The organism is Sorangium sp. So ce185 (assembly GCF_051526825.1).
Classification (GTDB): domain Bacteria; phylum Myxococcota_A; class Polyangia; order Polyangiales; family Polyangiaceae; genus Sorangium; species Sorangium cellulosum_D.
On sequence record NZ_CP150316.1, the window covers coordinates 12626018 to 12650114 of the forward strand.

General features: G+C 73.5%; 11 protein-coding genes. 4 read left to right on the forward strand and 7 right to left on the reverse strand.

From position 1 onward, the window contains the following. The first annotated feature begins 6 nt into the window (after window positions 1–6). Window positions 7–3174: an efflux RND transporter permease subunit gene (locus WMF26_RS46660; protein ID WP_437997970.1), complete on the forward strand. Its 3168-nt coding sequence runs from the start codon at window positions 7–9 to the stop codon at window positions 3172–3174. 19 nt (window positions 3175–3193) lie between these two features. Here the strand turns inward: WMF26_RS46660 and WMF26_RS46665 are convergent, their stop codons facing one another. Both WMF26_RS46665 and WMF26_RS46670 read right to left on the reverse strand, forming a co-directional pair. Next, window positions 3194–3412: a heavy-metal-associated domain-containing protein gene (locus WMF26_RS46665; protein ID WP_437997971.1), complete on the reverse strand. Its 219-nt coding sequence runs from the start codon at window positions 3410–3412 to the stop codon at window positions 3194–3196. 198 nt (window positions 3413–3610) lie between these two features. After that, window positions 3611–4504, reverse strand: a complete 894-nt coding sequence (locus WMF26_RS46670; RefSeq protein ID WP_437997972.1) for a LysR substrate-binding domain-containing protein — start codon at window positions 4502–4504, stop codon at window positions 3611–3613. Window positions 4505–4690: 186 nt separating this feature from the next. On the opposite strand from WMF26_RS46670, the gene WMF26_RS46675 reads away from it, so the two are divergent. Beyond that, on the forward strand, window positions 4691–5299 hold the full coding sequence (locus WMF26_RS46675; RefSeq protein WP_437997973.1) for a hypothetical protein: 609 nt from the start codon (window positions 4691–4693) through the stop codon (window positions 5297–5299). Here WMF26_RS46675 and WMF26_RS46680 read toward each other — a convergent pair. Continuing rightward, window positions 5275–6441, reverse strand: a complete 1167-nt coding sequence (locus tag WMF26_RS46680) for a hypothetical protein (protein WP_437997974.1) — start codon at window positions 6439–6441, stop codon at window positions 5275–5277. The two genes, WMF26_RS46675 and WMF26_RS46680, sit on opposite strands and share 25 nt — an antisense overlap. Window positions 6442–6673: 232 nt before the next feature. Here WMF26_RS46680 and WMF26_RS46685 point away from each other — a divergent pair, with 232 nt between their 5' ends. Further along, window positions 6674–7375 carry an RNA polymerase sigma factor gene (locus WMF26_RS46685; RefSeq protein ID WP_437997975.1) on the forward strand — a complete coding sequence of 234 codons (702 nt, stop codon included), beginning with the start codon at window positions 6674–6676 and terminating at the stop codon, window positions 7373–7375. 359 nt (window positions 7376–7734) lie between these two features. Next, entirely contained in the window at window positions 7735–8640 is a 906-nt protein-coding gene (locus WMF26_RS46690; protein WP_437997976.1) for a hypothetical protein, read from the forward strand. 135 nt (window positions 8641–8775) lie between these two features. Here the strand turns inward: WMF26_RS46690 and WMF26_RS46695 are convergent, their stop codons facing one another. The 4 genes from WMF26_RS46695 to WMF26_RS46710 are packed head-to-tail and all read right to left on the reverse strand — an operon-like array spanning window position 8776 to window position 24094. Further along, window positions 8776–9687 carry a cupin-like domain-containing protein gene (locus WMF26_RS46695; RefSeq protein WP_437997977.1) on the reverse strand — a complete coding sequence of 304 codons (912 nt, stop codon included), beginning with the start codon at window positions 9685–9687 and terminating at the stop codon, window positions 8776–8778. 46 nt (window positions 9688–9733) lie between these two features. After that, entirely contained in the window at window positions 9734–11188 is a 1455-nt protein-coding gene (locus tag WMF26_RS46700) for a diaminobutyrate--2-oxoglutarate transaminase (protein ID WP_437997978.1), read from the reverse strand. Window positions 11189–11198: 10 nt separating this feature from the next. After that, a complete protein-coding gene (locus tag WMF26_RS46705; protein ID WP_437997979.1) occupies window positions 11199–15170 on the reverse strand; it encodes a non-ribosomal peptide synthetase in 3972 nt (1323 codons plus the stop codon). After that, window positions 15167–24094 carry an amino acid adenylation domain-containing protein gene (locus WMF26_RS46710; protein WP_437997980.1) on the reverse strand — a complete coding sequence of 2976 codons (8928 nt, stop codon included), beginning with the start codon at window positions 24092–24094 and terminating at the stop codon, window positions 15167–15169. The genes WMF26_RS46705 and WMF26_RS46710 overlap by 4 nt, the downstream gene beginning before the upstream one ends. Between the last annotated feature and the right edge of the window lie 3 nt (window positions 24095–24097).

The following is a 24097-nucleotide window of genomic DNA, read 5'->3' on the forward strand; positions in this document are numbered from 1 at the left end:
GTCGTCATGCAGTGGCTCGCCCGCGTTTGCGTCAAGAGGCCCGTCTTCGCGTCGGTCCTCATGCTGGTCATCGTGGTCCTCGGCGCCGCCGGCTACACCCGGCTCGGCCTCGACCAGTTCCCCGACATCGACGTCCCGTATGTGGTCGTCACGACGCGCCTCGACGGCGCGGCGCCCGAGGAGGTCGAGACCGAGATCTCCGACCGGATCGAGGGCGCGGTGAACACCATCAGCGGCATCGAGGACCTCCGGTCGACGTCGAGCCAGGGCGTGAGCCAGGTGGTCGTCGGCTTCACGCTGGAGAAGGACGCCGACGTCGCCGCCCAGGAGGTGCGCGACAAGATCAGCGCCGTCCTGCCCAGCCTGCCCAAGGGCATCGATCCGCCGATCGTGAGCAGGATCGACCTCGGCGCGGCCCCGGTGCTGCTCGTCTCCGTGGAGTCGGACCGGCCGATCCGCGAGCTCAGCGAGATCGCCGACAAGCAGGTGCGCCGGCAGATCGAGGGCATCTCCGGCGTCGGTCAGGTCAACGTGATCGGCGCGCAGAGCCGGCAGATCAACGTCTGGCTCGACCCGATCGCCCTCAGGGCGCAGGGGATCACCGCGGCCGAGGTGCAGCGCGCGATCGCGGCGCAGAACCTGATGACCCCGGGCGGCAGCGTCGAGACCGGCCCCGAGGACCTGACGCTGCGCGTGATGGGGCGCGTCGACTCGCCCGAGGCCCTCGGCCGCATCGTCCTCCGGCAGCAGGACGGCCGCGCGGTGCGCCTCGCGGACGTCGCCCGCGTCGAGGACGGCCGCGCCGAGGAGAAGACGTGGGCCCAGCTCGACCGGAGGCGCACCGTCCTCCTGTCGATCGTCAAGCAGTCGGGCCAGAACACCGTCGCCGTCGTCGACACGGTGAAGGCGCGCCTCGCCGAGGTGCAGCGCTCGCTGCCCGAGGGGACGAAGATCGAAGTCGTGCGCGACGGCTCGCGGGTGATCCGCACGGGCATCGCCGCCGTGAAGGAGCACCTCGTGCTCGGCGCCCTCCTCGCCGCGGCGGTGGTGCTCCTCTTCCTCGGCAACGCCCGCAGCACCCTGATCGCGGCGCTCGCGATCCCGATCTCGGTCATCGGGACGTTCGCGGTCATGTGGGTCGCCGGCTTCACGCTCAACTTCCTCACGCTCCTCGCGCTCGCGCTCGCCGTCGGCATCGTGATCGACGACGCGATCGTCGTGCTCGAGAACATCGTCCGCTACATCGACGAGAAGGGGATGAAGCCGTTCCCGGCCGCCGTCCTGGCGACGAAGGAGATCGGCCTCGCGGTGCTCGCGACCACGCTCTCGCTCATGGCGGTCTTCATCCCGGTCGCGTTCATGCCCGGCATGGTGGGGCGCTTCCTCAAGAGCTTCGGCCTCACGATGGCCTTCGCCATCGGGGTCTCGCTCATCGTGAGCTTCTCGCTCACGCCGTCGCTCGCCGCGCGGTGGCTCTCGGGGCACAGGCAGGCGGGCGCGCACGCGAAGCCCTCGATCCTCGAGCGCGCCGTCGACGTCTTCTACCGGCCGATCGAGCGCGCCTACATGGCCGCGCTCGCGTGGGTGATGAAGCGGCGCTGGGTGATCGTCGTCGCGTCGGTGGCCGCGCTCGGCTCGTGCGGCCCCATCGCCAAGACGCTGCCCGCCGGGTTCCTCCCGGAGGACGATCAGGCGCAGTTCGAGATCAGCCTGCGCGCGCCGGAAGGGACGAGCCTCACCTCGACCCGCCTCATCGCCGAGCGGATCGCCGACGACGTGCGCCGGCTCCCGGGCGTCACGAGCACGCTCATGACGGTCGGCGAGGGGGAGCAGCAGGCCTCGAACGTCGCCAAGATCTACGTGATGCTCGTCGATCCGGAGCAGCGCGCGCTCGGGCAGCTCGAGATCATGCAGAAGGCGCGCGGCGAGATCCTCGCGAAGCTGCCGCCCGAGCTGCGCGTCACGGCCGGCGAGGTGCAGGCGATCTCGTCCGGCGGCCAGGCGACGGGGCGGATCCAGGTGGCGCTCCAGGGGCCGGATCTCGACCGGCTGGCCGAGTACGCGACGCGCATCACCGAGGAGCTGCGGAAGGTCCCCGGCGCGGTGGACGTCGACAACAGCCTCGTCGTGGGCAAGCCCGAGCTCCGCGCGATCATCGATCGCGATCGCGCCGCGGATCTCGGCGTCCAGGTGGTCGACGTGGCCGGCGCGCTCCAGCTCTTCGTCGGCGGGCTCAAGGTCTCGACGTACTCGGAGGCCGGCGAGCAGTACGACGTCCGCGTGCGCGCCGACGCGAAGCACCGGGCGGACGCGCAGGGGCTCTCGTTCCTCTCGGTCCCCTCGTCCAAGCACGGCGCCGTCCCGCTCGACAGCGTGGTCGCGCTGGAGCCCGACAGCGGGCCCTCGTCGATCGGCCGCCTCGGCCGGCGCCGGCAGATCACGATCAGCGCGAACGCCGCGCCCGGCGTCGGCGATACGGCGGTGCAGGCGGCGCTCGACCGGATCATCGCCGAGCAGAAGATGCCGGCGGGCTACTCCACGCAGGCGGTGGGGAGCTCGAAGAACACGGCGAGCACGGCGACGAGCTTCGCCGTGGTCATCGGCCTCGCGTTCGTGTTCATGTACCTGATCCTCGCGGCGCAGTTCGAGTCGTGGCTCCACCCGATCACGATCCTGCTCTCGCTGCCGCTCACGGTGCCGTTCGCGCTGCTGTCGCTGAAGCTCTTCGACCAGTCGCTGAACCTCTTCTCGGGGCTCGGCCTCCTCGTCCTCTTCGGCGTGGTGAAGAAGAACGCGATCCTCCAGATCGATCACACGAACCACCTGCGGGCCGAGGGGATGCCGCGGCTCCAGGCGATCCTCCAGGCGAACAAGGACCGGCTCCGGCCGATCCTGATGACGACGATCGCCTTCGTCGCCGGCATGATCCCGCTCGTGCTCTCGCACGGCGTCGGCTCGGGCCAGAACCGGACGACCGGGGCCATCGTGCTGGGCGGCCAGTCGCTCTCCCTGGTCCTCACGCTGCTCGCGGTGCCGGTGGCCTACTCGCTCTTCGACGACGCGGCCGAGTGGCTCCGCCGCCGCGGGGGCAGGCGGGCGGAGGACAGGGGCGAGGCCGAGCTCGACGCGCTGCTCGCCGCGCCCGAAGCGAGCGCGGCGGCGGGCGGCGAGTGAGCCCGGGCGGCGCGCTCGCTCAGGCGGCGCGCGAGCGCACGTCGTAGCCGGCCCCGCGCACGGCCTCGAGCAGCGCGTCCACGGGCGCGCGGGTCGGGTCGTGCTGCACGACGACGGTGCCCTCGCGCAGGCGGACGTCGACCTTGGCGACGCCGTCGAGCTCGCGCAGCGCGCCGTCGATGTGGCGAATGCACGACGGGCAGCTCATCCCGCCGACCTGGAGGGTAGTCTCTTTCATGGTGTCTTCCTTTCGGCGACCCAGCGGCCGCTCACCTCCGAAGACGCAGCCGCCCGGCTTCATTACACCGCCGTGCGCCCCCGGGCCGGCCGGGGGCGCCTCCCCGCGCTGTCCGGCCGCGCCGCCGCCCGTCCGGTGCGCGATGCGGGCAGGCGTGACCGATCCCCGATCACAAGGACCCTGGACCGGCCGGCCCTCTCAGCGGAGCGGGGGCCCGAGCAGCGCGGCGGCGAAGTCCAGGAACACCCGCACCCTCGGGATGGCGTGCCGCGGGCTCTGGTAGAGCGCGTGGATCGGGCGCTCGTCGGCGGCGAACTCGTCGAGCACGGTGACCAGCGCGCCCGACGCGAGCTCGGGCGCGATCATGAAGTCGAAGACCCAGGCCAGCCCGGCGCCGGCCACGGCCAGCGCCTTCAGGGCGTCGCCGTCGTTGACGCGGGGGGCGCCGGTCGGTTCGAAGCGGAGCGCCCCGCGCGGCGACCGGAGGCGCCAGGGCACGACGCGATCGTCGCGGAGGAACCCGAGGCAGCGGTGCTGCCGGAGATCCTCGGGCGTCTCCGGCGCCCCGCGCCGGCGCACGTACTCCGGCGAGGCGCACACGAGCATGCGCGTGACGCCGAGCCTCCGCGCCACGATCCCGGCGTCCTCCAGGCGGCCGATGCGCAGGCTGACGTCGACGCCCTCGGCCGCCGGATCGCTCACCGCGTCGCGCAGGCGGAGCTCGAGCTCGACGCGCGGGTGCTCGGCCAGGAAGCGGGGCAGGGCGGGCACGAGCAGGAGCCGGCCGAGGACCGCGGGCGCCTCCACGCAGAGGCGCCCCTCGGGGACGCCGCGGGCGTGGGCGATCGACTGCTTCGCTGCCTGGAGCTCCTCCAGGATGCGCTGGCACCGCTCGAGGAAGGCGCGGCCCTCCTCGCTGAGCCGCAGCGCGCGCGTGGTCCGGTGGAACAGCCGGACGCGGAGCTCGTCCTCGAGCTGGGCGATGCGCCGGCTCGCCGCCGACGCCGTGATGTGCAGCGACCGCGCCGCCCGGGTGATGCTCCCGAGCTCCGCGGCCCGCACGAAGGCCTCGATGTTCGCGAGGGAGTCCACGGCGTCGACGCTACCACGCCGCGGCGCGGCCCTGGATTCGTGCGCGGCGCGCACGGGTGCTGTTCGCGGGATGCGATCGCCCCGCCGCCGCGCGGCGGGTATTCCCTGGCTCGTGCCGCGCGCGCCTCATCGGGTGAGGTGGGGCGCACGCACGAACTCAGGCCTTCGAGGCGCGGAGATCCATCCATGCAGACCTCTCTGGACATCGCAGCGGCGCTCACGAGGCGGGCGGCGCTCGCCGGCGTCGCCGTCATGGCGGCGACCACGGCGCACCACGCGATCGGCGCCGTGGTCTACGGCACGCCCTGGCGGCTTCACATCGCGTTCCTGAGCCTCCCGACCGCCGCGGTGATCCTCGGCGCGCTCGCCCTCCACCGCCGCCGCGCCGGCGCGCCTTCCGGGCGCGCTGCCTTCGTCGTCCTCGCCGCGGTGCTGGCGCTCGTGCCGATCGCCTGGATCGGCGCGTACGAGGGCGTTTACAACCACGTGCTCAAGAACGCGCTGTATTTCCTGGCCCCTGGGTCGCCGGTGCTCGCGCGCATGTTCCCTCCGCCCATGTACGAGGTGCCGGACAACGCGCTCTTCGAGATCACGGGGGTCCTCCAGGTCGTGCCCGCGTGGATCGCCGCCGCGGCGCTCGCGCGGCGCGCCCTCGGCCGGCGGGACGCGCGGCCAGGCGAATTCGCGCGGCCAGGCGACGCGGCGCGGTCGGGCGAATCCGCGCCGCCAGGCGAATCCGCGCGGCCGGGCGCGATCGAACCGCCCAGCGCTTACAGGATGGGATCGATGCGGTAGACGCGGCTGGACCGCAGGTCGACGAAGTAGAGCTTGCCGTCCGGCCCGAAGGTGAATCCGGCGAGCGAGCCGGCCGGCAGGCCGGTATCCAGGGTGCGGACCAGCCGTCCTGTCAGATCGAAGGCATAGAATCGGCTGGTGGCGTGATCGGTGGCGTAGACGATGCCTTCGTGGACCTCGATCCCGCTCGGCGCCTCCAGCGTCCCCGGGGGGACGAGCTCGGTCAGCGTGGCCCCGTCGACGTGCTTGCGCGCCCTGACCGGCTCTTGCCCGTCGAAGCCCGCGCCGGGCGTGCCGCTCGCGGTATCCAGCTTGAGCAGCCGGCCGTGACCGGTGTCGGCGACGTAGAGATGGCGGTCCTCGGCGCGATAGAAGACGTGGCTCGGCGCGTCGTCGCTGCCGAGCACCTCGCCGGCGGCATAGCGGAGGATCGCGCCGTCGGCGTGGTCGTCGTTCCCGGGGCCGTGATCGTGGGCGAAGTCGTACCGGTCGAGCGCGAGGTCGTGGCCGTTGAAGACCCAGTAGACGTTGCCCGCCTCGTGCGCGATGCCCTTGCAGAAGGGGCTCGAGTGGAGCATGTCGAGGTGCGACCCGAGGCCGTCGGGCGTCGATTTCGCGAAGACCGCGAGGTCCGACGAGAAGAGCGTCGGACCCATGAAGTCATTGCCGCCGTTGTCGTTGTCGCCGCAGACCCCGAACGTGCCTGCGTCGCCGAAGTCGATCGCCGGCGGCCGGTCCATGAAGTGCGCTGCGGCCGGGTCGCGGAGGCGGATCGAGGCGCTGTCCGGCGCGCCGGGCCGCGTGATGATGATCACGCTGTCGTCCTGGCGGTTGACGACCCAGAGCTCCTCGGGTCGCTCGGGGTTGAAGTCGAGATCGGTCGGCTCACGCTGCCTGTCCTGCTCGTGGACCAGCACGAGCGCGACCGACGACGGACTGCCGTCCTTGACGCCGATCGGGGCTCCGGGCGGGAGCGCGACGCACTCGCCGCGCACCTGGTCGCACAGGGGCGTTTCGGGGGCGGGGGCGCAGTCCGGTGAGGCCTTGCAGAGCAGCGGCGGCTCCGGAGCGGCGCCCGGGTCCGCCCCGGAGCAGGCCGACAGGAGTCCCACGCTTACCAGGACGAGCACCCTTTGCAGCATCGCGTCTGCCTCCCAGTTGACGGTGACGCGGACATTGTGACCCCGCCGGTCACGCTGGCCATTCCTTTCACGGTGGCCATCCCTTTGCGGCGTGGCTCCTTGTGTCGTGGCTCCCACGGCTCTTGCGTCGCGTCGGGGCGGCGGCAGGCGGGGTGGCGGCGGAATTGGGAGCGGGGCGGCGGGAGCGGGGCGGGGTGGCGGCAGGCGGGCCCCGAGGTTAGCCTCATGCGTCATGAGCGAGACCGAGCGAGCCCCGGAAGGCGCCGACCGTGCGAGGGAGGAGGCCGAGCCCGCGAGCGCGGAGGGCGCCGCGCCTGGGAGCTCGGCCGATGTGGTCGCGACGCTGGTCGAGAGCCACCGGGAGTTCCTGCGATTCCTGGAGCGCAAGGTGGGCAACCGGGCGGTCGCCGAGGACATCCTGCAGGACGCGTTCGTGCGGGGCATCGGCCGCATCGACAGCCTGCGCAACGATGAGTCCGCCACGGCGTGGTTCTATCGGACCCTCCGGAATGCCGTGGTGGACCATTTCCGGCGCAAGGGGGCGTCGGAGCGGGCGATGGCCGCGCTGGCCGCCGAGCTCGACGAGGTGGCCGAGCCGCAGGTGGAGCAGCGCGCCGTGTGCCAGTGCGTCCGGGCGCTGGCCGGCACGCTGAAGCCCGAGTACGCCGCCGCGCTCCAGCGCGTGGAGGTCGACGGGCTCTCGGTCCAGGCGTTCGCCGAGGAGGCGTCGATCACCGCGAACAACGCGGCGGTGCGCCTGTTCCGCGCGCGCGAGGCGCTCCGCAAGCAGGTGGCCGCGTCGTGCGGGACCTGCGCCGATCACGGGTGCCTCGACTGCTCGTGCGGCCCGGTGCCGCCGAGAGCGGCGAAGGCCGAGCCGGAGCCGCGGCGAGGCTGCGGGCACGGGGCGGGGGATCGCGGTCCCGTCGGCTGAGGCGGCGGGCTCGAAGGCGCCGAGCAGCTCGCTGGAGGTCGGCCTGTTCGGCCGCTGATTGCTTGGTGGATTCGGAGGAGTCTTCGGGTCGTGACATGTCGCGTGACTCCTATGCTTTCCCGGTGAGCGATCGGCCCTCCGCGCTGTAAGGCGATCCGAGACGCCGCCCCGTGTCGAGACGACGTGCCTCCGGCAGCGGGCGCCCAGCAGGGTAGGTCGCATCGCGTGACGAATCCGGGAAGCTGACCGGAATGTACGAGGTGGGAGGCGGCAGCTCCGGCGCGTGCGGGAGCTGCCGCAGGAGCCGGGCAAGCCGCCCGGAAGTCCAGCATGGCTGCAACCACCCGAGAGATGACCCGATGCCCTCAGTCACGCATGAAGTCCTGGTCGACCTGTTCAAGAACCGCCCGAGGCTGGCCGCGGAGATGCTGCAAGACGCGCTCGGCCAGCCGGTCCCCGCCTTCACGGAGGCGCGCGTCGAGTCCTCGGACCTGGCCGAGGTCGTGCCCTCGGAGCGGCGGGCGGACGCCATCGTGGTGCTGCTGGCGAGCGAGCAGCGGCCGGCGATGGCGATCGTGGTCGAGGTCCAGCTCGGCGTGGACCGGGACAAGCCGTACGTCTGGCCGGTGTACGTGGCCCAGACGAGGGCGCGGCACCGCTGCCCGACGCGGCTGCTGGTGGTGACGATCGACGCGGCGATGGCACGGTGGAGCGCGCGGCCGATCGACACGGGCCACCCAGGCTGGGTGCTGACGCCGCTGGTGCTTGGGCCGGAGGGAGTCCCGGTCGTCACGGACGCCGAGCAGGCGAAGGCGGCGCCGGAGGTGGTGGTGCTGTCGGCGATGGCGCACGGGGAGGGGGAGGCAGGGGAGGCGATCGGGGTGGCGTTCCTGGCGGCGGCAGCCGGGCTCGATGAGGAGCGCCGGGCCCTGTACGCGGACGTGGTGCTATCCTCGCTGAACGCAGCGGCGAGGCGGACGTTGGAGGCGATGATGAAGAGCGGATACCAGTATCAGAGCGAGTTCGCGCGTAGCTACGTGGCCCAGGGCAAGCAGGAGGGCCGGGAGGAAGGGGTGCGCGAGGGCACCCTGAAGACCAAGGCGCACGACGTGCTCGCCGTGCTCGATGCCCGCGGGCTGGAGGTCCCCGCCGACGTGCGGGAGCGCGTGCTCGCGAGCACCGACATCGCCGAGCTGGACCGGTGGATCCGCCGCGCCGCCGTCGTCGGCGACGCCCGCGAGCTCCTCGCCTCGAACGGCTCCTGAGCGCGCGACCGCGCCCCGTCGACAGCCCCAATCCCTCGCACGCCAGCGACGCTGAGACACCCGGCCTGGCCCCGCGGGGCATCGCGCCAGAGCAGGAGACCTCTGGCGGCGGTCCGCTCGCTCGAGGAGCGAAGTCTACCGCGCCATGCCGACGGCGGCGGTGAGCATCTGCCGAAAACCGGGCGGAAGCATCGAGCACGCGTGCATCACCTTATCCATCCCGCCGAAATCCTCGATGTCCTGGGCCGTGATCTCGGGAAGGCCCGGATCCCGACCCGCCTCGAGCTGCGCGCGGTAGGTCATGAGCTTGTCGACGAGGTTCTCCGGGTACCACCAGAAGCTCAGCGAGATGCTCTTCTCGAGCGACGTGACGTAATGCCAATGATCCCTCGGTAAATACAGGATGTCGCCAGGCCCCACGACCGTCTGCATCATCCTGGCCTCCGCGAGCCTGGGGTGCGTGGCGCGATCCCAGGCGTTGAGGAGAATCTCGCTCTTGACGTTCGTGCTGTCGGAGCTGGCGGTGCACATGCAGTCGTCATAGGCCGGCGGCACCAGCACGAACTGCTTCTTCCCGCATATCTGCACGAAGCAGTTCTCGTTGCGGAGAAATGGGATCTGGTAATAGTAATCCTTGTGGAAGTGCGCGATCGTCCCTGACGGCCCCACCCACAAGGCCACCGTGAGCTGGCGCGGCATCGGGACGTACGCTGGTACCTCGTAGTAATCCGAGATCCTGTGGAAATCGCTCGCCTCGAGCTGATCGCCATACGCCTCGGTCGCGTCGAGGCTGCGGAGATAGTCCCTCAGCCGGACGCGGCCGACCTTCTCCGCGCCCACGGGATCGGTGCTGAACGCGATCTCTTGCGAGCCGTATTTCTCGTCGAGCCAGTCAAAGCTCCACCGACGCGTCCACGAGGACGCGCCGCCCTCGATGACGACCGGGGTCTTCGTCTTGTAGTACGTCCGTCGAAATGCCTCGACCGACAGCGAGCCCACCCGTTCGATCTCGCTGACCTGGAGGCCCATGGCCGTTAGATTGAGCATGTCGAGTTCTCCTTCTGAAGCGCGCCTTCCGGAGCGCGCCCCTCGGCTACGCGCAGGCGGCCGCGAGCGCCTGACCGAAGATCCTCGCCGCCTCGTCGAGCTGGGCGGCCGTGATGACGAGCGGCGGGAGGAACCGCATCACGCTGCCGTGGCGCCCGCCGCGCTCCACGATCAGCCCGCGCCGCAAGCACTCGTGCTGCACGCGCGCGGCGAGCTCCGGGTGGGCGGGGCGGGCCCCGAGCGCGTTCGGCACGGCCGCCGCGTCGACGAGCTCCACGCCGACCATCAGGCCGCGGCCGCGCACGTCGCCGATGCACGCGAACCGCTCGCCGAGCGCGGCGAGCTGCTGCATGAGCCGCGCGCCGAGCTCCGCGGCCGCGGCGTCGAGGCGCTCGGCGCGCAGGACCGCGAGCGTGGCCGACCCCGCCGCCATCGCGAGCTGATTGCCGCGGAACGTGCCCGCGTGGGCGCCCGGCCGCCAGGCGTCGAGGCGCTCGTGATACACCACCACCGAGAGCGGCAGCCCGCCCCCCAGCGCCTTCGACAGGACCACGACGTCCGGCTCGATGCCGGCGTGCTCGAAGGCGAACATGCGCCCGGTGCGCCCGAAGCCCGACTGCACCTCATCGAGGATCAGCGGGATATCGTAGCGCGTGGCCAGCCCCCGCAGCCCCTTCAGCCAGGTCGGGGGCGCCGGGATGACGCCGCCCTCGCCCTGCACGGCCTCGATGATGATGGCAGCCGGCTTGGGCACGCCGCTCTCCGGGTCGGACAGCAGGTTCTCGATGTAGGCGAGCGAGGCCGCCGCGCCGGCGTCGCCGCCGAGCCCGAACGGGCAGCGGTACGCGTACGGATACGGCAGGAACTGGACGCCGTGCAGGCTGTGGCCGAGCGCCACCTTGGGGCCGAGATTGCCCATCAAGGTGAGCGCGCCCTGCGTCATGCCGTGATACGCGCCGTGGAACGCGAGCACCGTGCCGCGCCCGGTGGCGATCTTGGCCAGCTTCAGCGCGGCCTCGACAGCGTCCGCCCCGGTGGGGCCGCAGAACTGGATGCGCGCGTGGCGGGCGAAATCGGCCGGCAGCACGCCGAGCACGTCCTGCATGAATCGGTCCTTCACGGGCGTCGTGAAATCGAGCCCGTGGAGCGGCAGTCCCGAGCGCAGGGTGCGCTCCATGACCTCGATCACCGCAGGGTGGTTGTGGCCGAGCGCCAGGGTGCCGGCCCCGGCCAGGCAGTCGATGAACACGCGCCCCTCGACGTCCTCCACATAGACGCCTTGCGCGCGGGCCAGCGCCAGCGGCAGGCGCCGCGGGTACGTGCGGGCGCTCGACTCCCGCTGCCGCTGCCGCTCGAGCAGCGGATGATCCCCGAGATCGTACGGCGCGCGCCGCCGGTGGCGCTCGGCCAGCTCGGCGACGAGGCCCGCGTGGAGGGTCGGTTTCAGCGCCACAGGCACCTGGTCCAGGGCGGGCACGTTCGAAGCTGCAGATAGGCTCATCGGGTACTCCCTAGCGAGACGGGTTTGTCGATTCCGGGCGTTCCGGGGCGCGCTCCCCCAGGTCCAAGGTCTCCAGGGCCGCGCGTACGCGCGCGTGCACGTCGGCCCCCTGCACGGCGGCGAAGTGATCGCCGGGCACGATCGCCGTGCGCACCGCGCCGGCCGTGTACTGCTGCCAGTCCACGGGCGGGCCGCCGCGGCGCTCGATCGTCTGGGCGCTCCAAAAGACGTGGATGGGCGCCCGGAGGCCGCGCGGCGGCAGCTCGTTCAAGAACACGGCCGCGTCCCGGAGCAGCGCGTACCGGGGGTGGAAGGCGGCGGCCGGCACGTCGCCCGGCACGAAGCCGCGTGCCTGGGCCCACCGCACGGCCTCGTTCACGCGGTCGACCTCGCCCAGCCCCGAGAGCCGCGCGCGCAAGGCGTCGAGCTCCGCCGGCGGGAGCGCGAGCAACGCCGCCCTGCGATCCAGCGCGACGTACGCGGCGAGCTCCTCCACGGCGTCCGGCTCGCCCGACGCGTAGACGCGCGTGCGCGGCTGCGTGTCCAGGAGGCCGACGAAGGCGACCGTCTCGCGCTGCTCCTCCAGCGCCCGGGCGACGGCGAGCGCCAGCACGCCGCCCAGCGACCAGCCCAGCAGGAGGTAGGGGCCGCGGGCCTGCCGCTCCCGGATCTCGCACGACAGCCGCTCGGCGATCCGCCGGATCGACACCGCCTCGGCCTCGCGCGCGAGCGCCGGACCGAGCTCGAGCCCGAGCACGGGCTGGTCGTCGCCGAGGGCGCCGGCGAGGCCCTCGTACGCCCTGACATGCCGGCCCGTGGGGTCCACGCAGAAGAGCGGCGGGCGCGACCCGGCCGCGCGGAGCGCCACGACGCTCGACGCCGGGCGCTCGCCGCCGAGCAGCCGCGCGAGCCCCGCCACGGTCGGCGCCTCGAAGATCGCCATCAGCGACAGCGAGCCGCCGAGCGCCTGCTGGATCCGGTGCATCAGCGGGATCGCCAGCAGCGAGTGCCCGCCGAGGTCGAAGAAGTCGTCCTCGACGCCCACCTGCGGGCGCCCGAGGACGTCGGCCCAGATCTTCGCGAGCGCCTCCTCGACCGGCGTCCGCGGCGCGACGTACGCGCGCCGCCGCCGCGCCGCGGGGCTGGGCAGCGCGCGCCGATCCACCTTTCCGTTCGCGGTCAGCGGGAGCGCGCGCAGCAGCACGACGTCGCTCGGGTGCATGTACTCGGGGAGCCGCTCCCTCAGGAAGGCGCGCAGCGCAGCCTCGTCGAGCGCGCCGTCCCGGGGGACGACGTAGGCGACGATGGTCGACCCGGCCGCGCCGTCCTGGCGCGCGGCGATGACGACCGCCTGCCCGACCGCCGGATGCTCCCGGACGCGCGCCTCGATCTCCCCGAGCTCGACCCGGTGACCGCGGATCTTCAGCTGGTGATCGCGCCGGCCCATGAACTCGATGGCGCCGTCGGGCCGGTAGCGCGCCCGATCGCCCGTCCGGTAGAGGCGCGCGCCCGCGCCGAAGGGGTGCGGCACGAACCGCTCCGCGGTCAGATCGGGCTGGCCGAGGTACCCGCGCGCAAGCCCGGCCCCGCCGAGGTACAGCTCGCCCACCGTGCCCGCCGGCGCCGGCTCCAGGCGCTCGTCGAGCACGTACGCCTCCGCGCTCGCCAGCGGGCGGCCGATCGGCACCGAGGCGCACCCGCGCCGATCGCGCAGGTCGCCGAGCGGCAACACCAGCGCGCCCACCGTCGTCTCGGTCGGCCCGTAGTGGTTGGCCACCGCGCAGCCGCTCGAGAGCGCCGCGATCCGGTCGACGAGCGCGAGCGGCAGCGCCTCGCCGCCCAGCACGAGGAGCCGCCGCGGCAGCACCGCCGCCCCGGCGCCCGCGTCGAGCAGCGCGCTCAGGTGGGACGGCACGATCTTCAGCACGTCGAGCGGCCAGCGCCGGGCGTACTCCGAGAAGAGCCGCCCGTCGGTGGCCGTCTCGTAGCCGATCACGTGCAGGCACCCGCCCGTGGCGAGGGCGCCGAAGATGCTCGTGTTGCCGAGATCCGCGGTCAGCGTCGAGACGGTCGCGAAGTGCAGCCCGGCCTCGATCCCGAGCGCCTCGCACACCGACCGGGTGTAGCTGGCGACGCCGCGGTGCGTGACGGCGACGCCCTTGGGCTCGCCCGTGGACCCCGACGTGAAGACGACCGACGCGAGATCGTCGAGCAGGACCGGCACGCCCGGGTCGCCGGCGGGCTCGGCGTCGAGCAGCGCCGCGTCGTCCACGGAGACCACGGCGCAGTCCGCGGCCGGCAGCCGGGGGCGGGCCGCCGCGTTCGTGACCAGGACCGAGAGGCCCGCGCCGCGGATCTGCTGGGCGAGCCGCTGCGGGGGCGCGTGCGGGTCGAGCGGCACGTAGGCCCCGCCGGCCTTGAGGATGCCGAGGAGGCCCGCGATCATGTCCGCGGAGCGCTCGCAGCAGAGGCCGACCGGGCTGCCGCCGCCGACCCCCCGCCGGCGGAGGTGGTGCGCGAGCCGGTTGGCCTGCCGGTTCAGCGCGCCGTACGTGAGCCGCCGCTCGCCCCCGACCACGGCCAGCGCGTCGGGCTGCCGCGCGGCGTGCTCCTCGAACGCGGCGTGCAGGCACCGCGGCGGCGCCCCGTCGCGCGCCGCGCCCCGGCCCGCCGCGAGCCGCCGCGCCCGCTCCGCCGGGCCGAGCAGGCCGAGGCTCGAGGCCGGCGCCGACCAGCCCTCGGCCACGCTCCCGAGCAGCGCCCGGTACTGCTCCGCCATCGCCAGGGCGCCCTCCGCCCCGCACCGGCGCGCGTCGTACCGGAGCGAGAGCCGCACGCGGCCCTGCCCTTCCTGGGCCGAGAGCGCGAGCTTGAGCCCGCCGGCGCCCGTGCACTGGCGCTCGAGCTGCCAGGAGAGGCCCCCCGCGGCCCGGGGCTCCGGGAGCGACTGGAGCTCGAAGCCGACGGCGCTGGCGTGCCATCCGCCGTCGGCCGGCGAGCCGGGATCGAACGACTCCTGCCCCTCCGCCGCCTCCTCGACGCCGGCCTGCGCCCGGCGCGCGAGGTCGGCGAACCCGAGCGCGTCGTCCACGCGGCACGCCACCGGGAGCCACTTGGCCACCGGGCCCATGACCTCCTGGACGTCCTCCATCTGCCGCCCCTCCGAGGCCACGGCGACGACGAGCTCCCGCGACCCGCCGAGGCGCGCGAGGTGGACGTGCCAGGCCGCGAGCAGGACCGAGGAGAGCCGGATCCCCTCGCCGCGGGCCAGCGCGCTCAGCCGGTCGAGCAGCGCCGCGTCGACCTCGATCGCGACGGCCTCCTCGGAGGCGCCGCCCTCCGCGGCGGCGCCCTCGAACGGGAGGACGAGGGGCGCCGCCGCCGGAGCCCGGGCGCCCTGCGCCGCGCCGACGAGATCGTTCTGCCACTCGGCGAACTGGGCATACTGCACCGGCTCCGCCCCGAGCGCCCCTCGATCGCCGGCGGCGTAGGCCTCGGCCAGCTCGTCGAAGAGGAGGCGCAGCGTCCACGCGTCGGCGCACAGCGCGGGCGCGGCGACGAGCAGATCGTGCCGCCGCGCGGCGCGGCGCACCAGCCACACGTGGAGGAGCGGCCCGCGCTCGAGGTCGAACCCGAGCCGCGCGGCGTCGCGCCAGAGCGCCTCGACGTGCGCCTCCTGGTCGCCGGCCGCGCGGCCGGTCAGATCCACGCGGCGCCACGCGGGCGCCGCCTCGCCGACGGCTTGCAGCGGAAACCGGAGGCGCGCGTCCCGGCGGAACGTCGTCCTCAGGATCTCGTGGCGCGCGACGACGCGGGCGAGGGCGCCCGAGAGCCGCGCGGGATCGAGGTCTCCCTCCAGCCGGAGGAGCCCGCGCGCGCACGCCGCGGCCCCGCGCTGATGGAGCGCCCAGAGGTGCCGCTGCTGCGGCGACAGGCGCACCCCCTGGACGCTCGGCGTCGACTCCGTGACCTGCATCGTCATGACGCCACCTCGCCGCGGGCGCCCGGCGTCGCCGTCTCGCCCGTCATCATCTCGCCCATGGCCACGACGATCTTCCGTGGACCGGAGAACGGATCGCGGCCGTGGGCCACGAGCATGTTGTCGAGCAGGAGGACGTCGCCCTCCCGCCACGGGAACCGCACGGCGCAGCGCTCGTAGGCCTCGCCCACGGCGCGCGTCGTCTCGACGTCGATCGGCGAGCCGTCGCCGTAGTACACGTTGCGAGGCAGCCACTCCTCGCCGAGCATGGACAGGAGCGAGTCGCGCACCGGCGCCTCCAGGTACGCCGGGTGGTGCAGCTCAACCTGGTTGAAGAACACCTGCTCTCCCGTCCGCGGGTGCGCGAGCACGGCCGGGCCGCGCTGGCTGATCCGCAGCCGGCCGCCCGGAAGCCACGCGCACCCCATGCCGCCCGAGCGGCAGCGCTCTTCCACGACCGCGGGATCCGTCGTGTGGAAGAAGTCCTGCCAGCTCACGTCGAAGCCCGGCGTGAAGTTCCGCACGTAGAGCAGGCCGAGGCGCCGGAAGCGCTCGCGGAGCTCGGGCGACAGCGCCTCGAGCACCCTGCGGCAGTCCACGATGGGCGTCGCGCCGCCGGACGGGGCGGCCTGGACGCAGAAGAACCACTGCTTGAGCGGCCAGCGCGGGATATGCGAGCTCTCGTTGTGGAACAGGATCGCCTTGTCGGCCGGATACGGCGTCGAGGCGTAGACCTGCCGCCCGGTCTTCTCTCGCGGCAGATCGCCGTACTCGCCGAACAGCTCGCCGCAGACGGCCTGCGCGACCTGCTCGAACTCCGGGACCGACCGGAGCCCGAAGCCGCGGAACAGCACCGCGCCGTGCCGATCGAGCTGGGCCTCGACGAGCGCGCGCTCCTGCGCGGCCCAGGCCGCGAGGTTCACGTCGTCGACGGCGGGCTGGACGACCAGCGGCAGCGGCCCTCCGCCGAGCGTGCCGGTGGAGACCAGCGCGCCGTGGTCGATTCCCACCCTGCGAGGCGTGATGTGCTTGAGGCCCTTGGGCCGGCCCTGACCGCGCGCGTTCCCTTGCGCGTGACTTGGCATCGTGCGTTCCTCTCTCGTCGAGGTTGCGAGCGCCGTAATGCGATCTTCGGAGCTTTCCACGATGGCCCGCAGCAGGGCGACGAGCTCCGTCGCCATGCCCTCGATCGTGGAGGGCTCGAACAGATCGGCCCGGTACGTCCACTGAGCCCGGAGCCCCTCCTCCGTCTCCTCCGCGAACACCCCGAGGTCGAACCGCGACATCTTCCAGTCGAGATCCACGGCGCTGAAGCGGACCCCCGGTAGATCGATGTTGGTCCTCGGCGTGTTCTGCAGAACGAACAGGGTCTGCACCAGCGGGTGCCGGCCTGGATCGCGGGCCGGGCGCACGGCCTCCACGACCTGCTCGAAGGGCAGGTCTTGATGCGCGTACGCGTCCAGCGTGACCTCACGGACCCGGCGGAGCAGCTCCAGGAAGCTCGGTTGACCGCCGAGGTCCGTCCGCAGGACCAGCAGGTTGACGAAGAACCCGATGAGCCCTTCGGTCTCCACGCGGCTGCGGTTGGCCACGTCGGTCCCGACGAGGAGGTCGGTCTGGCCGGTGCGCCGGAAGAGCAGGACCTTGAACGCCGCGAGCAGCGTCATGAACAGGGTGGTGCCCTCGCGCCGGCCGAGGGCGCGGAGCGCCTCGGCCAGCCCTCGATCCACCGTCATCACGTGGCGAGCCCCGCGATAGCTCACCACCGCCGGCCGCGGGCGGTCCGTGCGCAGGTCGAGCGCCGGCGGATGATCCGAGAGCCGCTGACGCCAATAGCCCAGGTGCGCTTCGCGGACCGCTCCCCGCATCCATGCTCGCTGCCAGACGGCGAAGTCGGCATACTGGATCGGCAGCGCCGGCAGCGCCGGCGGGCGGCCCGCCCGCGCCGCCTGGTAGAGCTCGGCCAGCTCGACCACGAGCACGTTCATGGACCAGCCGTCCGTCAGGATGTGGTGCATGACGAACACCAGCACGTGCTCGTCGTCGCGGAGCTTGATCGCGGTCACGCGGACCAGCGGACCGCGGCCGAGGTCGAACGGCACCGCGGCGCGCTCGGACGCCGCGCGCTGGATGGCCGCGTCGTGCTCCGCGTCCGGCGTGGCCGACAGATCCACGACCTCGAAGGCCGGCGCCCCGTCCGGGGCGATGACCTGCACCGGCTCGCCGTCGATCGTGCCGAACGTGGTGCGCAACGGCTCGTGGCGCCGGGCGAGCGCGACGAGGCTCTCCTTCAGGAGCGCGAGATCCAGGTCCCCCGCGACGCGCACCGCCGCGGTCATGTTGTACGCGGCGCTCTCGGGCTGGAGCTGGGTGAGGAACCACAGGCGCTGCTGCGCGAACGAGAGCGGCAGCGGCGCCTGCCGTGGCACCGGGACGAGCGGCGGCTCCTCGGCGGCGTCCGCGTCGGCGCGCGGCGGCTGGACGTCGCGGGCCAGCTCCGCCACCGTGGGGTGGTCGAGCAGGTGCTTCGGGCTGAGCTTGAGGCCGCGCTTGTTGGCGCGCGCGATGACCTGGAGGCTCCGGATGGAGTCGCCGCCGAGGGCGAAGAAGTTGTCGTGCACGCCGACCCGGTCCCGCCCCAGGACCTCGGCCCAGACCTGCGCGAGCGCCGCCTCGACCTCGTTGCGCGGCGCGACGAAGCCGCCGGCCTCCGGCGCGCCGGCCCGCTCTGGCTCGGGCAGCGCGGCGCGGTCGATCTTGCCGTTCGCGGTGAGCGGCAGCGCGGGCAGCGGCACGATCGCGCTCGGGACCATGTAGTCCGGCAGGCGCTGCGCGAGCCGCTCGAGGAGCGCGGCCGTCTCGAGCGCCGCCGCGTCCCTGCCCACCACGTAGGCCACGAGGCGCTTGGCCTTCCCGTCGTCCCGCGCCACCACGATCGCCTCGCGCACCTCCGGCTGCTCGCGCAGGTGGGCCTCGATCTCGCCCAGCTCGACGCGGTGGCCGCGCAGCTTGATCTGGTGGTCGGTGCGCCCGAGGAACTCGATCGCGCCGCCCGGGCGGTAGCGCGCCTGATCGCCGGTCCGGTACAGGCGGCCGCCGGGCGAGCCGCCGAAGGGATCCGGGACGAAGCGCTCGGCCGTCAGCTCGGGGCGCGCGTGGTAGCCGCGCGTCACGCCGGCGCCGCCGAGGTAGAGCTCCCCGGGCACGCCCACCGGCACCGGCTCCATGTTCCGGTCGAGCACGTACGCCTGCGTGTTGGCGAGCGGCCGGCCGATCGGCACGGGCCCCGCAGGCCGGTCGCGCGCGGCGTCGATCTCCCACGTGAGCGACCCGACCGTCGTCTCGGTGGGACCGTAGTGGTTGATGATGGCGCACTCCGGGGCGAGCGCTCGGATCCGGTCGATGAGGTCCCAGCTCGAGGCCTCGCCGCCCAGCACGAGGCAGCGCCGGGGCAACACGCGCTCGGGGCGCGCCGCCTCGAGCAGCGCCGCGAGGTGGCTCGGGACGATCTTCAGGCCATCGACGCCGTGGCGGCTCATGTACTCGGCCATGCGGTCCGGATCGAACGTCCGGTCGCCCGACAGCACGTGCAGCGTGCGGCCCGAGCAGAGCGCGCCGAAGAGCGACGTGTGCCCGAGGTCCGCCGCGACGGTCGAGACCAGCGCGAGGCCGGCGCCCTCCGCGAGCGGCAGCCGCGCGAGCACGGCGTGCACGTAGTTCACGAGCTGCCGGTGCTCCACGGCCACGCCCTTCGGGCGCCCCGTCGAGCCCGAGGTGTAGATGAGGTAGGCGAGGTTCTCGGGCCGGGCCGTCGCGCCGAGCGGCTCGGCCGCCTCGGCCGCCAGGGCCGCCGCGTCGCGGTCCAGGCACAGCGACGTCCGCCCCGGCGCGTCGAGCGCGCCCGCCCACCGCGCTTGCGTGACGACCACGCGGGCGCCGCTGTCGGCCAGCACGGCGTCCAGCCGCTCTCGCGGGAACTTGGGATCGAGCGGCACGTACGCGGCGCCGGCCTTGAGCACGCCGAGCAGTCCGACGACCATCTCCGCCGACCGCTCGAGGCACAGGCCGACGCGATCCTCGGGCCCCACGCCGGCCGCCCGCAGGCGGCGCGCCAGCTGGTTCGCCCTCCGGTCGAGGTCCCGGTACGAGAGGGCCGTCTCCTCGTACACCACGGCGGCCGCGTCCGGCCGGCGCGCCGCGTGGGCCTCGAACAGCTCGTGGACGCAGGCGTCCGCCGGCACGGCCGCGGCCGTCGCGTTCCACTCGATGAGCGCGCGCCGCCGCTCGGCCTCGCGGAGGAGCGCCAGATCGCCCACCCGGGCGCGCGGCCGCCGCACCATCTCCTCGAGCAGCTGGCGCAGCTGGTCGAGCATGCGGCCGGCGGCGTCGCCGTCGAGCCACCGCCGGTCGTACGAGAGCCGGAGCCCGAGCTCCGAGCCCGGATAGGCCACGATCGTCAGCGGATAGTTGTTGTGGATCCTGGCCTGCTCGAAGGAGAGGCGGACATCGCCCACCTGCTCGCCCAGCCGGGGGTCGATCGGCGCGTTCTGGAAGACCACCAGGCTGTTGAAGAGCGGCTGTCCCTTGGGGAGCTCGCTCCACTGCTGGATCTGCGAGAGCGGCGAATACTCGTACTCGCGGAGGCGGTAGTTGTGGGCCAGGAGATCTTTCAGCCACGCGAGGAGCGGCTGCTCGGGCGCCACCATCACCCGCAGCGGCAGGCTGTTGATGAACAACCCGACGATCGTCTCCACGTCGGGCAGATCGGCCGGGCGCCCTGCCACCGTCACGCCGAACACGACGTCGCGATGCCCGCTATAGCGGCTCAAGAGGAGCGCCCAGGCCCCTTGCACGAGGGTGTTGAGGGTCAGCCCGTGCTGCTGCGCGAGGCCCATCAACGCCTCGGTGGCGGCCGAGTCCAGCTCGATGACCGCATCCCCCATGCCCGCGGGCTGCTCCGGATGGCCAGGGATGGCTCGCTCCACGCCGAGGGGCGTCGGCGCGGTGAAGCCGCGGAGCTCGCCGCGCCAGAAGCGCTCGGCCGCGGAGAGGTCCTGCCGCCCGAGCCAGGCGATGTAGTCGCGATAAGGACGCAGCCGGGGCAGCTCCAGCGGCCGCCCCTCCCGCAAGGCCGTGTAGTACGACAGGCACTCCATCATCAGCAGCGAGAAGCACCAGCCGTCGGTGAGGATATGGTGGAAGCTCCGCACGATGCGGCAGGCGTCCTCCGTCACGCGGATCAGCCGGAGCCGCCAGAGCGGCGCGCGGGTCATGTCGAGGCCGGCGGTCAGCTCGGATTCGAGCGTCTCGGCGAGGCGGGCCTCCTGCTCGGCCTCGGGCAGACCGCGCCAGTCCAGGACCTGGATGACACCGGAGAGATCGACGTGCCGGTGGACGATCTGGAGCGGCCGCTCGAGATCTTTCCAGAGGAAGGACGTCCTCAGGATGGGATGCCGCGCGACGACACGCTGCCAGGCCTCGACGATGAGATCGGCGTCGAGCCGGCCAGCCCACGTGTAGTGTTGCTGCATGAGGTAGATGCCCGAGCCCGGGTTCAGGAGGGTGTGGAACAACATGCCCTCCTGCGTCGGCGACAGCGGGTAGACATCCTCGATGCCCGACCGGTCCGGCAGGACCCGATCGAGCTCGTCTCGCGTGAGGCCGCTCAGCGGGAGCTCGGTGGGGAGCGCGGGGCCCTCCGCCCTCGTCTCGCCGGCGTCCACGACCGCGACCGCCGCGGCCGCCGCGGCTGCGGCCACCGTGGGGTGGTCGAGCAGGTGCTTCGGGCTGAGCTTGAGGCCGCGCTTGTTGGCGCGCGCGACGACCTGGAGGCTCCGGATGGAGTCGCCGCCGAGGGCGAAGAAGTTGTCGTGCACGCCGACCCGCTCCTGCCCCAGCACCTCGGCCCAGACCTGCGCGAGCGTCGCCTCGACCTCGTTGCGCGGCGCGACGAAGCCGCCGTCCTCCGGCGCGCCGGCCCGCTCTGGCTCGGGCAGCGCGGCGCGGTCGATCTTGCCGTTCGCGGTGAGCGGCAGCGCGGGCAGCGGCACGATCGCGCTCGGGACCATGTAGTCGGGGAGGTGCAGCGCCAGCCGCGCGCGGAGCGCCGCCGCGTCGAGGGGCGCCGCGTCCCTGCTCACCACGTAGGCCACGAGCCGCGTCGCGCCGCCGCTGTCCCGCGCCGCCACGACCGCCTCGCGCACCTCGGGCTGCTCGCGCAGGCGCGCCTCGATCTCGCCCAGCTCGACGCGGTGGCCGCGCAGCTTGATCTGATGGTCGGTGCGCCCGAGGAACTCGATCGCGCCGTCGGCCAGGACGCGCGCTCGATCCCCGGTGCGGTACAGGCGGCCGCCCGGGGTGCCGCCGAAGGGATCCGGGACGAAGCGCTCGGCCGTCAGCTCGGGGCGCGCGTGGTAGCCGCGCGTCACGCCGGCGCCGCCGAGGTACAGCTCCCCGGGCACGCCCACCGGCACCGGCTCCATGTTCCTGCCGAGGACGTAGGCCTGCGTGTTGGGCAGCGGCCGGCCGATGGGCACCGTCGCCGCCGATCGGTCGGCCGCGGCGTCGATCGGGTACGTCAGCGATCCGACCGTGGTCTCGGTGGGGCCGTAGTGGTTGACGACGGCGCAATCCGGGGCGAGCGCCCGGATCCGGTCGATGAGCGCCCAGCTCGAGGCCTCGCCGCCCAGCACGAGGCAGCGCGTCGGCAACACGCGCTCGGGGTGCGCCGCCTCGAGCAGCGCCGCGAGGTGGCTCGGGACGATCTTCAGGCCGTCGATGCCGTGGCGGCTCATGGCCTCGGCGGTCGCGTCGGGATCGAAGATCCGCGCCTCGGACAGGACGTGCAGCGCGCGGCCCGAGCAGAGCGCGCCGAAGAGCGACGTGTGCCCGAGATCGGCCGCGACGGTCGAGACCAGCGCCATGCCGCCGCCCTCGGGGAGGGGCAGCCGCGTGAGCACGCCGCGCACGTAGTTCGCGAGGTGGCGGTGCTCCACGGCCACGCCCTTCGGCCGGCCGGTCGAGCCCGAGGTGTAGATGAGGTAGGCGAGGTTCTCGGGTCGGGCCGCGGGGCCGAACGGCCCATCGGGCAGGGCGTTCAGGGCGGCCTCGTCGCGGTCCAGGAAGAGCAGCGCCGGCCCCGGCGCGTCGAACGCGCCGGCCCATCGCTCCTGGGTGATCACGACCCGCGCGCCGCTGTCCTCCACCACCGCGCGGAGCCGCTCGCGCGGGAACTTCGGATCGAGGGGCACGTACGCGGCGCCGGCCTTGAGCGCTCCGAGCAGCGCGACGACCATCTCCGCCGAGCGCTCGACGCACAGGGCGACCCGGTCCTCGGGCCGCACGCCGAGCGCCCGCAGCCGGCGCGCCAGCTGGTTCGTCCTGCGGTCGAGCTCCCGGTACGTCAGCGCCGTCTCCTCGCAGACGACCGCCGGCGCGTCGGGCCGGGCGGCGGCGTGCGCCTCGAACAGCTCGTGGACGCAGGCCGCCGGGAAGGCCGCGGCCGTCGCGTTCCCGCCCTCGAGCAGGCGCCGCCGCTCCGCGCCGCTCACGAGGGGCAGCTCGGCCAGGCGGGCGTGCGGCCGCGCCGCCATCGCCTCGAGCAGCGCGCGGAGCTGCCCGAGCAGGCTCGCCGCGGCGTCGTGCGCGAGGCGGCGGCGCTCGTAGCACACGATGAGCCGGAGCTCGCTCGACGGCTCGACGATGAGCGACAGCGGGTAGTTGTTGCGCCCGGCGGTGAGCGTGGCGTCGCCCTCGCGCACGCCGGGCCGCGGCAGGGGGCGGACGCGCACGTCGCGCACGTCGGAGGGCCCGCCGGGCACGTCTTCCTCGGGGTAGCTGTCGAACACCACGAGCGTGTCGAAGAGCGAGCGCCCGCCCGGCACCTCGCTCCAGCGCTGGACCTGGGACAGGGGGGCCCACTCGTGCTGGCGCAGCTCGCTGTTCCGGTCCTGCAGCCGCGAGAGCCAGGCGGCGAGCGGCTCGTGCTCGTCCACGCGGACCCGCACCGGCAGGGTGTTGATCAGCACGCCGACGATGGCCTCGGCGCCGGGGAGCTCCGGGGGCCGGCCCGACACCGTGGCGCCGAAGACCACGTCGGCCTCGCCGCCGTGCCGGGCGAGCAGGAGGGCCCACGCGCCCTGCACGAGCGTGTTGAGCGTGACGCGCAGGCGGCGGGCGCAGGCCGCGAGCGCCTCCGTCTCCGCCCGCGAGAAGCTCAGCGCCTGCTCGGCGAACGGCGGCGCGTCGCCGCGCGCCGCGGCCGGTCCCGGGCCGGCCTCCATGGGGACCGGCGTCGGCGCCCGGAACCCGGCCAGCGCCTCGCGGAAGAACCGCTCGGCCGTCGCTTCGTCCTGGGCCTGCACCCACGCGAGGTAGTCCCGGTACGGGCGCGCCCGCGGCAGCTCGGGGATCGCGCCCCGCGCGAGCGCCCGATAGACGAGCAGCGCCTCCCTCAGCAGGAGGGCGAAGCTCCACCCGTCCAGCAGCAGGTGATGATGGCTGTTGACGAAGCAATAAGCATCCTCCGCGATCCGGACCAGCGTGAGCCGCATGAGGGGGGCCTTCAGCAGGTCGAAGCCGGCGCGCCGGTCCTCGGCCATCAGCGCGGCCAGCGCCTCCTCGCGCTCGCCCTCGGCGAGCCCGGAGAGGTCGTGGCGCGCGAGCGGGATCGTCACCCGCGGGCGGACGACCTGCACGGGCCTGGCGACGCCCTCCCAGACGAAGCCCGTGCGCAGGATCGGGTGCCGCTCCGCGAGCGCCTGCCAGGCGCGCTCGAAGGCGTCCGGATCGAGCCGCCCCTCCAGGACGAAGGCCGTCTGGACGAAGTACGGGTCGGCGGACCGGTCCGAGACCGCGTGAAAGAGCAATCCCTGCTGGAGCGGGGAGAGATAGTGAATCGACTCAACGTCTTTCTTCTTGGTTGCCATGGC